The organism is Candidatus Neomarinimicrobiota bacterium, from assembly GCA_041862535.1.
Classification (GTDB): domain Bacteria; phylum Fidelibacterota; class Marinisomatia; order SCGC-AAA003-L08; family TS1B11.
Genome location: JBGVTM010000140.1, coordinates 1 through 10,088, shown reverse-complemented (window position 1 = coordinate 10,088; position 10,088 = coordinate 1). Strand labels below are relative to the sequence as shown.

7 protein-coding genes are annotated in these 10,088 nt (G+C 50.8%); 1 reads left to right on the top strand and 6 read right to left on the bottom strand.

Features of this window, described 5'->3' with window-relative positions:
• Together ACETWG_05310 and ACETWG_05305 are read right to left on the bottom strand one after the other, a co-directional pair.
• Positions 1 to 932, bottom strand: a 932-nt coding sequence (locus ACETWG_05310) for an efflux RND transporter permease subunit (protein MFB0516006.1), incomplete at its 3' end; no start/stop codon positions are given.
• Between the two features lie 132 nt (positions 933 to 1,064).
• Positions 1,065 to 2,117: an efflux RND transporter periplasmic adaptor subunit gene (locus ACETWG_05305; GenBank protein MFB0516005.1), complete on the bottom strand. Its 1,053-nt coding sequence runs from the start codon at positions 2,115 to 2,117 to the stop codon at positions 1,065 to 1,067.
• A 351-nt stretch (positions 2,118 to 2,468) separates the two neighbouring features.
• Between ACETWG_05305 and ACETWG_05300 the strand changes: the two genes are divergently transcribed.
• Positions 2,469 to 5,552: an FAD-binding and (Fe-S)-binding domain-containing protein gene (locus tag ACETWG_05300; protein MFB0516004.1), complete on the top strand. Its 3,084-nt coding sequence runs from the start codon at positions 2,469 to 2,471 to the stop codon at positions 5,550 to 5,552.
• 59 nt (positions 5,553 to 5,611) lie between these two features.
• Here ACETWG_05300 and ACETWG_05295 read toward each other — a convergent pair whose 3' ends face one another.
• From ACETWG_05295 to ACETWG_05280, 4 genes are all read right to left on the bottom strand, one after another.
• Positions 5,612 to 6,658 (bottom strand): DNA adenine methylase, encoded by a 1,047-nt coding sequence (locus ACETWG_05295; protein MFB0516003.1) that lies wholly within the window; start codon positions 6,656 to 6,658, stop codon positions 5,612 to 5,614.
• Positions 6,658 to 8,268 (bottom strand): hypothetical protein, encoded by a 1,611-nt coding sequence (locus ACETWG_05290; protein ID MFB0516002.1) that lies wholly within the window; start codon positions 8,266 to 8,268, stop codon positions 6,658 to 6,660. The genes ACETWG_05295 and ACETWG_05290 overlap by 1 nt, the downstream gene beginning before the upstream one ends.
• On the bottom strand, positions 8,256 to 9,800 hold the full coding sequence (locus ACETWG_05285) for an ATP-binding protein (protein MFB0516001.1): 1,545 nt from the start codon (positions 9,798 to 9,800) through the stop codon (positions 8,256 to 8,258). The genes ACETWG_05290 and ACETWG_05285 overlap by 13 nt, the downstream gene beginning before the upstream one ends.
• A 56-nt stretch (positions 9,801 to 9,856) precedes the next feature.
• Positions 9,857 to 10,088, bottom strand: a 232-nt coding sequence (locus tag ACETWG_05280) for a hypothetical protein (protein ID MFB0516000.1), incomplete at its 5' end; no start/stop codon positions are given.

Here is a 10,088-nt window from a genome sequence, read left to right as displayed (position 1 = left end):
GCGATCTCCACCGCTTCAACTCCACCCATGCGGGTGATGGCTTCCCGCTCCTTGTACCCCTGGCGTACCAGAGCAAAGTCCCGCAGGTAGACGGGGGTACCGCCGCGTCGGGTAATAATGAGATCGCCGATCTCCGCCACCGACTGGAACTGATTCAACGTTCGTACCAGATATCGCTGGATCCCCTCATCGAGCCGACCACCTGACAGGTTGACATTCTCCGCTCCCAGCTGGCGGGCGATGTCTTCAATGGTCAGATTCAGCTGGGATAGACGATCCTGGTCCACCAGCACCTGGATCTCATCCTCCAGGCCGCCGCTGACCTTTACCGCTGCCACACCGAGGGCCGATTCCAGGTCCTTTTTGATCTCTTCCTCGGCAAAACGCCGCAGGTACTTCAACAGATCCTCCTGGTATGGATTGGGTGGGGACAAACTGCCGCTGGCCAGAATGATTTTGACGTCGGTATCGTCCTGCTTATCCTGATCCAGGGTGGGTGTTTCCTGGTAAAGCCCAAAGCGCATGATGGGGTCCAGCGAGGGATCAAAACGCAGGATTACGGGACGCTGGACTTCCAGAGGCAGCTCCAGGGCATCCAGCTTTTCCCGAACGTCAAGGCTGGCAAAATCCATATTGGTGCCCCAGGCAAACTCCAGGAGAACATCCGACTGACCCGAGCGGGATATGGACCGGACGCGCTGGACATTCTTAACTACCCCTACGCTCTCTTCGATCGGTTTAGTAATCAGGTTCTCCACTTCAGCGGGTGCCGCACCGCGGTAGTCGGTCCGCACTGTCAGAGTGGGATAGGAAAGGTCCGGCAGGAGGTTGATTTTCAGGCGGGAGAGGGATACAAGTCCGAATAACAGGACACTGATGGTGAACATGGCGATGGTGACTCGCCGTCTGATGGAGATATCAATGAAGTTCATTTTTCTTTTATCCCGACGGCATTTCGCCCTGGTGATTCAGAGGGCGATAGCCTAGTCATTCCTGTAATTGATATTCACAGCGGGCAAGGCCCTGATCCGGCTATGATGGGGAAGGAGCGGTGTAACCTGGTCCTAATATGAGACGACCATGACTTGGGCGCTGTCTTTCAGTCCCGCCTGGCCAGTTGTGACGACCAGATCACCTTCGACAACGCCAGCGAGGACTTCATAGTGGACGGTGTTCACCAATCCCAGTTCAACAGACTGCCGGTAGGCTACACTGTCACGCACCACGAAAACGGCGGCCTCCTGGTCTTCGGCCAATACGGCCTCCTTGGGCAGCAGGAGGGCATTCGGGTGGATATCATGCATGATCGCGACCCGGCCAAACATGCCCGCCTTAAGACTGCGGTCGGGATTGGCGAACTCGATGGTCACCTTGATAGTGCCGGTAGCAGGATCCACGACCGGGCTGATGAGGGTGACATGGCCGGAGAACTCTTTCGCAGGCAGGGCGTCAACTTTCAAGGTCGCCAGCTGGTTGATCTGTAACTTGTCCAGTTCAATCTCCGCGACATGCAGTACCGCTTTCAAGGTATTGAAATCGGTAATCCGGAAAGTGGGTTCATTCGCCGCGACCATATTCCCGGCCTTGATCCGGCGTTCGGCCACCACTCCGCTGATAGGGGCGGTAATGCTGGTATAGGCCATTTCCAGCTCGGCCAGCTCATAGGCGGCCTTCTGGGCCTGGTATTCATACTTGGACCGCTCAAAGACTTCGGCACTTATCAGGTTCTTCGCGAACAGCTCCTTGTTGCGCTTGTAGTCGTTTTCCAGTTTATAGAGCGTCGCCTCGGCCCGGGCCAGCTCGAAAGCCTGACGCTGGTCCTCCAGCTTGGCCAGCAGCTGCCCTGCTTTCACTACTTGCCCTTCCTCGACGAAAATATTCTCCACCACAGCGCTGGTTTTGGCGACAACCAGCGCGTCCTCTTCCGTTTCCAGGGTGACGGGACCGGTGAAATGGGCGGCGATCAGGCCGACCGCTACCGGCTTTACTTCCACCGGCAGGGCCGCCTCAGGTTTCTCCTTCTCGTTAGTCGGTTTGGCGGTGGCGTTGCAGCCCACATAGACTAGTGCAGCCCCTAAAAGGATGAATAGTTTCAATTTGTAGTCCAACCGTTCCATGCAATGCCCCTTCTCGTGGGTGAACAAACGAATAAATTGACGTAGATTATCTTATGCCCGATTTTATATGGTTAGACAACTTCGTTGACCGAAAGGTTGCCCCGAAACAGGCCTTTGCCTATTTATGATCAGGGGCGTGATTTTCATCACGGGATTATTCGACGTAATCCAGACATTTTTCCACGACATGAGACCTATCTCCGTTCAGGGCTGATATTAACCCAGAATATATTGGGATATTTTAGTCCATTTATCTTAAATTCATTTCTGGCTTTTGCACTTTGAACCATCACGAAGTTAAGTTCAGGTGTTACGAAGGGGACTTAAATCAATGAGAGACAGGAGGATACGATGGCTGGTCTGAGCGCTCGGGAGCGCAACTTTCTTCAGGAAACATTTGGTGATCGGTTGTCTGCCCGCAAGGTAGAGCGCAAGCTCTACGGCCACGACATTGCGGCCATGCCCAGCCTGATCAAGCCGCTGGTGGGTGATACCACGCCGGAGGCCGTGGTGCAGCCCACGACCGAGGAGGAGCTGGCGAGCCTGGTTCGCTGGGCGGCTGAGAACAAGATTCCGCTCACACCCCGCGGGAAGGCCTCGTCGGGATACGGTGGGGTGCTGCCGCTCAAGAAGGGGGTGGTGGTGGACTTTTACCGCCTGAACCGGGTGCTGAGTATCGACCGGGAGGGGCTGACGGCCACGGTGCAGGCGGGGGTGGTCTGGGAGAAGCTGGACCGGGCGCTGGAGCGTGAAGGGCTGACGCTGCGGCTGTATCCCACGAGTTACCCGGCTTCGACGGTCGGAGGTTGGCTGGCGCAGGGCGGGGCCGGCATCGGTTCGTACGAGGCGGGCTGGTTCCGGGAGAACGTGGTCAGCGCGCGGGTGGTGCTGCCGGACGGCAGCGTGAAGGAATTCAGCGGCGGGGACCTGGACATGATCGCCGATGCCGAGGGAATCACCGGATTTATCAGCGTGGTGACGGTGCGGGTGATGCCCAGGGAGGAGCTGGAGGTGGTGGCGATCGGCTGCCCGGATGCCCACGACCTGCAGCAGCTGGTGAACGCGATTATTGACGCCCGGCTGCCCATCTGGTCGCTGGTATTCATCAATCCGCGCATGGCGGAGTTGAAGAACCGGGCGCCGCTGATGGAGCATTACGGCCACCCGGTGGAGGAGCGGGTGCTGCTGCCGGCCTCGTACATCACGACCCTGGCCTTCCGCAAGCGGGACGCCGCAGAGGTGCGGGCCAAGCTGCCGGAGATTTTGAAGCCGTGTGAGGCGGAGGTGCTCAGCGAGCGCATCGCCCGGCACGAATGGGAGCACCGCTTCAAGCTGATGGTGGTGAAGCGGCTTGGTCCCAGCCTGGTACCGGCGGAGGTGGTGGTCCCCTTGAGCGCGCTGGGTGACGTGATGGTGGAGATCGAGCGCAAGGTGGACCAGCCGATAGTTAAGGAGGGGCTGGTCATCCGGGAGGGGGCCGGCGACGAGCCGGAGGTGGTCATCCTGGGGTTCATTCCCAGCGACCAGCGGAAGTTCAGTTACAATTTCGTATTCAGCCTGGTGCTGACGATCATGAAGATCGCCCGCAGGCACGGCGGCCGCCCTTACGCGACGGGGCTGTATTTCGCCACGAAGGCCGACGAGATTCTGGGTGCCGAGCGGGTGCGGCGGCTGAAGCAGTTCAAGCGGCAGGTGGACCCGGAGGGCATTCTGAATCCGGGCAAGGTGATCGGTAACGGTCTGCTAGGCGCGGCGATGAGTTTTTCCGGGGCTATCGAGCCGCTGGTGCGGCCGCTGGGCAACCACGTGATCACCCAGATCGGCGAGCGGCCCAGCGAGGCTGTGCGGGGTATCCCGGCCGACGTGGCCTGGTATGCCTACGGCTGCTCGCAGTGCGGCTACCGCATCGAGGAGTGCGACCAGTTCTACGGCCGGGGCTGGGAGAGCCAGACCCCGCGGGGCAAATGGTACTGGCTGCGGGAGTACATGGCCGGCCGGGAGGAGTGGGACCAGTTCATGGTGGACACCATCATCGTGTGCACCACCTGCGAGCTATGTAACCTGCGCTGTTCGGCGGCGCTGCCGATCGAACCGGCCTGGATGACGCTGCGGGGCCTGCTGATCCACGAAGAGCGGAAGATGACCTTCCCGCCGTTCGAGATGATGGAGGCGGCCCTGACCAAGGAGGGCAACATCTGGGCGGGCTACCGGGCCAACCGCGACGCCTGGTTCCCGGAAGACCTGAAGGGGAAATACGTCCCGGAGCGCCAGGCCAAGACGATGTACTTCGCGGGCTGCACGGCCAGTTACGTGGAGCAGGACATGGGCCAGGCGGCGGTGCGGCTGCTGGACGCCGCGGGGGTGGACTTCACCTACCTGGGCCCGAAGGAGATCTGCTGCGGCACGCCGATGCTGGTGGCCGGCAAGTGGGACACCTTCGCCGAGACCATGAGGCACAACATCCAGGCGGTGAAGGAGGCCGGCGCCGACACGGTGGTCTCATCGTGCCCGGCCTGCGACATGATGTGGCGGCGGGTCTATCCCATCTGGGCCGAGAAGCTGGGGATGGAATACGGCATCACGGCCCGGCACTACAGCGAGGTGGTTTCGGAGAAGATCGAGGCAGGCGAGTTCAGTTTCCCGGCCAACGGTTGCGAGCCGACCACGGTGACCTGGCACGACTCGTGCCACATCGGGCGGGTGTCGGGGGTATACGAGCCGCCGCGGGACCTGATCAGGGCTATCCCGAACGTGAACTTTGTCGAGATGTCCCACCACCACGAGGAGGCCCACTGCTGCGGCAGCGTACTGACGCTATTGAAGGACCCGCTGGTGGCGCACGACGTGGGTAAGATGCGGCTGGACGAGGCATTGGAGGCCGGTGCGGAGACCGTGCTGGCGCTGTGCCCGTGCTGCGAGTTCCAGCTGCGGGTGAGCGCGGACAAGCGGGATGTGCCGGTAGAGGTGGTGGACCTGGCGCGGTTCGCCTCGGCGGCGCTGGGCTACGAGTTCCCCGATCCCAACCCGGAGGTCAGGCGGCAGTGGGCGGTGTTCGAGGCCATGATCGCGCTGATGACGCCGCAGGGTTTCGCCGACCTGATGGGCACTATGTGGCCGGAGCTGATCGCGGCGATGCCGTTCGGGATGGGACCGATGATGCGGGTGATGGGCAAGATCCCCGGGGCGCTGACCTTGATGAAGCCGCTCTTCCCGGTGCTGTTCCCGCGGCTGCTGCCGCTGATGATGCCCAAGGTAATGGCGACGATGCTGGATCGGGTGGGGGCGGCGATTCCCATGCCGGACTACATGGCGGAGCAGATGCCGGAGTTGATGCCCAAGGTGATGGACAACCTGATGCCGCACATGATCCGGGACGTGGTGCCCCTGGTGACGCAGCCGATGATCGATTATTTGCGGGGGATTATGAAGAGATAAGGGAAATGATAAATATTAGCTATAACAGCTCAATAGAATTGTAATAACTTTCAATATCACTATAACGCTACGAATAATAATTCCTCTTTTTGTTGCTTACTTAACACATACTGATGTGGCTTTGAAAATACGCTAACTTTCCTTTTATAATTTCTTAAGAGAGTGCCAATTTCCTCTTTTGATGGAACGCCATCACTCTGGTATGATAACACAATGATATTGTCTTGGAATCTCTTAATAAGATTGTTAAAAGAATTATGAATCTCCCTTTTATGGGTCCAACGTGTGATTGAACTGTAATCCTGCATTTTCTTTATTTTTCCTCTCGGATTTTTAATTTTTGCAGCCCAATTAGGATAATCAGCTAATCCTTCTAAGAAATGATAAAAAGTCAAATAGTTAGTTCCTCTATAGGACGACTTCGAGAAGTAAGGAGGATCAAGATAAACAAGATCAACTCCATTGGGACATTGTTGGGCGTCAAAACCCCCAATTACTTTATTATTTTTCCCATTATTAAAGACCGCTAAATTATATTCATTTACATACCGTCTAACTGAGTCTTCGAAAGATCGTTCCCACGTAGGTTTATTTCCAAAGCTTCGTTCTACTTCATTAGTTCTAATATAGAGATTCGCCCTGTGAAAAAGATTGAAAGGCCTTTTTGCTAGGCAAGCTTGAAAAAGGGCGGAGATAAGGATAGCACGTTTATATTTATTTTGCACACGGGAGAAGTTAGTAATTGCCTTATCTAGCCAGATGTTCTCACTAGAATTATAAAAAATATCCTTGAATTCATTCTGAATAAAATTAGGATAGTCTTTATCACGAAAAGCTAGTGCACTGTTAAGGTCATTGCTAGTTACTATAGTATCCTTATTTTCGACAAGGGCTGTTCCAATTATTCGATTAAACTTTAAAATATCGTTGTAATAAACCTTTTTATTATGCTTTTTAAATAAAAGACTTATACTCCCTGTTCCTCCAAAGACATCAAGAGCCGATTCGAACTTTAAATCCTCTATATTCGACCATATCCATTTTATAAAGCGCCTCTTGGATCCTGAATAGCGAGTGGATGGATATTCAAATGCTTGTGCTGTCATTAAGCGATAATCCTTGTCTCCTTTAGGCGCTTAATAAATTCTGCAGTCGCCCTTTGTGTAAAATTCGATGCTAATTCTTCTCCCATCTTCTTGCTTATGTCATGCGCGATTAAGATTGGTGTGGGAATTAAAGTATTAATAGGTTCTTCTGACCCCCACAGATGGTCTTCATCCACATCAAAGGATGCAAGTCGTAGGGCTGAGAGTACTTTAAATATAGAGTTTCTTAATCCTACCAATGAAGCTTCGTTAAGAACTTCGAACTCATAGCGCGGCAGGTACAACTCGTCAGTTTTTGAATGACCTACGAAGAACATAATAACATTTATTTTTAAAGCTTCATCGGCTATCTGCCTTGCGGTAACACCTCTACTGTGAAATACACGTTCTAGACTCCGTAAATCATTTTGCACTTGCTTCCGGGTTCTACGATTAAGATTAGAAGTTGTTTCAAATCGTCTTAATATAGGGCAACTAATGTATACCTTATCGAATTGGCTAGCGTTAAAATCTGAATTAAATAGAAGATTTCGCATTAGCTCAGAGTCGCTAATAATTTGACCTGTAGGATTCCATTTGGAATTCCCCATTATTTTTAAAATGTACCAATTGATTATAGTACTATATATCTTGAGTGTCGGCTTTTTTGCCACTCCGCAGTTAAGAATTTTAAGTTCAGCAGCAGTACGACAAGATGTCACCATTCGATATATGGCTTCTCGTGTTAATTGTCCATGCCTATTCTCTATTTTGCAGTTCATCAGATGATCTTGTGGAAAAATCCTCCCATCTCTGAAATGTACATCTGGTTTTAAAGCAATCCCACCATGTTTAAAAATAAAGGTTTCTTCAACGAAATACTCGCCAACATCCATTGAAGATTTTGCTGCCCATTCATAATCACCTTCATCCATTTCTGAGTAGTCATCGGGCCCAATGATTACCCAATCCTCATATTCTCGCGTATCTTTTGGCACGGCCACGTGTTTCCAGCTTGAATTTGCTTCTAGACGTTCCTTGATTGTCCCTGCAGCGTTATTTATCACAACGGGAGTTGCCCAAGTCTTATTAAAGGGAACTCTCAACTTAAATCGATGTTGGCTTGCATCACAGGCACTCATTCGTAACGGGAACTGATCGCCCCAGAGAATGTTATCAGATGGAACACTATATTCTTCAATAAAATATTCGCCGAATACGGTCTGATCAATATGCTCTTTGATAGCAGTCCAATTTGGCTCACCAGATATTCGTAACGCTTCCCGTCCTGATGCTGATATCCCTATATCCTCTTGCCACACTCCAAGCCCCATTATTGCTACGTCTCTAATCTGTTTAGCAAATTTGTATTGACGAGCCTTATCAGCTGATTTTAGCTCTTTTACGCAATCTTTGAGAAAGGCATAGTATAGTTCCCTCGGATCTTCTTTTTTTAATTTTGTAAGGGCTTCTTGAAGGATATCCTTTTCCTCATCCAATAAGCTGGCTGCGACAAGATAATCAGCTGTTCTAAGAACAGCAGAATCAAGTCTTCTTTCTGCTTCAAGGCGAGAAAGCGTTTCTTCAAAAGTTAAGGCGGACTCGTGTGAATCGTTTTTCACTGTGTCCATTGTTCCCGAACCTCCCTAAAAATATCAGGAGCTACTCCACCGGGTGTAGTTTTTCGATCTGATCGTATCTTAATTGGGAGAGCATGTTTTATGGTTTCGTATGTCCCTGAAAGTATACATGTTCCTCTTGGCATTTTAGGTAACCGATTTAGCATATCCACGGTGGAATCGGCTTTGACTCCCTTAATAGAATCCAGTTGGTCGGGCTCGAGAGCAAAAATAAGCCTTGTATTACACTGCCTGATTGTCTTTTTATCAATATCTACTGGGCTCTGGGTGATTAGTATCATGCAAATACCATAGTGGCGTCCTATACGTATATTTTCTCTTATAACCTGCTTACAAGGACTTTCTACTCCTTCGGGTACAAGAAGATGGGCCTCATCAAGTACTACCACGTACGGGGGAATCTCTTTTCTAAGTCTTAAACTAGTTAATTCCCTAAGGGTTGCTCCGACAACTAGCTGGAGCTGGCTTAGGTCGAGATGACCACAATCGATATTTATTACGGAACTGTCTTTTAAAAGCTCAATCCAATTAGTCCGCTCCCCAAGAAAATCATGTCGATTAATAGAAGATTGGGTACGCATGAGACCGATCTGTAGGCTACTTTCCCTAACTTCTAGGGTTGGAGCATCTTCTCGCATTTTATCTAGGAGGTCACCAAGACTAAATTGGCGGATTCTACCTTCAAGCATCCTTCGCTTAAGGGATAGAAAGGAGAAAGCAAGAAGATCATACCCCATAGTTCCCCTCAAGGTGGGGACGAGGTCCAGAACCTCGGTTTCTGTGAGAGAAGAGAGTCTTACAGTATAGTCGGGCCCCGGCCTTAGGACCGTCCCCATAAGGCCTTCTGCTAGGCCCACATACTCATTCTGAGAATCCAAAATTATGATAGGCAGTTTAAACTTGTTAATTTCTTCAAGAATAATTCCTGTGGCGAAAGACTTGCCACTTCCAGTTGTGCCTCCAAGGAATAGGTGTCTCTGTATGATCTCCGGCATTAATAATACATTATTCTTAGTCTCCTTCTCTGTCAACAAGACGTCTTCTGCGGTAATTCTTGTGCGTCCGAGACACAGCGCACTCGTGGTATCAGTCTTGAAGCCCATAGCATGAGCAATAACCTCTTCATTTGGTATAAAAACTGGCATTCCTGCTTTTGCCATATCCGATGGTTCGGTTATCTCTAACTGATAGTTACCATCCTCTGCTTTGACAAATCCTTCTTCTATTATATCCGCTTCATATACTCTATATATAATTGTGGATGAGCCTTCTTCCGGGTAATCAGGCGGGATATCCATCGCATGTCTAACGGCTGTCCTTGAAGCACTCTCGTGAGGATTGACCTCAATGGATGATGATATCCTTCCTACTAAAAACTTACTATCATCGATTTTAGAACATACAATTGTGCCCGGATGAACAAACTCGTTAGCTAGTGCTTTGAATCTGAAAACGTCAAAAGATGGCGAAACATCATCAGCGATTACAGACCCAATCTCTCTTAAACTAGCATAATCTTCCATTTGACTCCTCACTATTTTTTATTTGATAAATTAATTTGTTTATTACGATTCCATTTTTATTTTGTTAAAATGTTTGGAGGGAATCCTGATACAATTATATATATTAGAAACCCCGAAACCATTCCGTAATAATATGAAAGTATTTTTGTTTGAGTTATTTCTACATAACTAAACACAAGTACAGCAAAGCTACTAGATAGAACAAGTTCAACAATAGGAATTGGTGTAGGAGAAAGGCTACCGAATAGACGAATTATAACCATTACAATTATGCCCCAAAAAACAGAG

Excerpts from the sequence above, each read along its gene's own strand:
- ACETWG_05305 (MFB0516005.1), bottom strand. The coding sequence starts at position 2,117 with ATGGAACGGTTGGACTACAAATTGAAACTATTCATCCTTTTAGGGGCT.
- ACETWG_05300 (MFB0516004.1), top strand. The coding sequence starts at position 2,469 with ATGGCTGGTCTGAGCGCTCGGGAGCGCAACTTTCTTCAGGAAACATTT.
- ACETWG_05295 (MFB0516003.1), bottom strand. The coding sequence starts at position 6,658 with ATGACAGCACAAGCATTTGAATATCCATCCACTCGCTATTCAGGATCC.
- ACETWG_05290 (MFB0516002.1), bottom strand. The coding sequence starts at position 8,268 with ATGGACACAGTGAAAAACGATTCACACGAGTCCGCCTTAACTTTTGAA.
- ACETWG_05285 (MFB0516001.1), bottom strand. The coding sequence starts at position 9,800 with ATGGAAGATTATGCTAGTTTAAGAGAGATTGGGTCTGTAATCGCTGAT.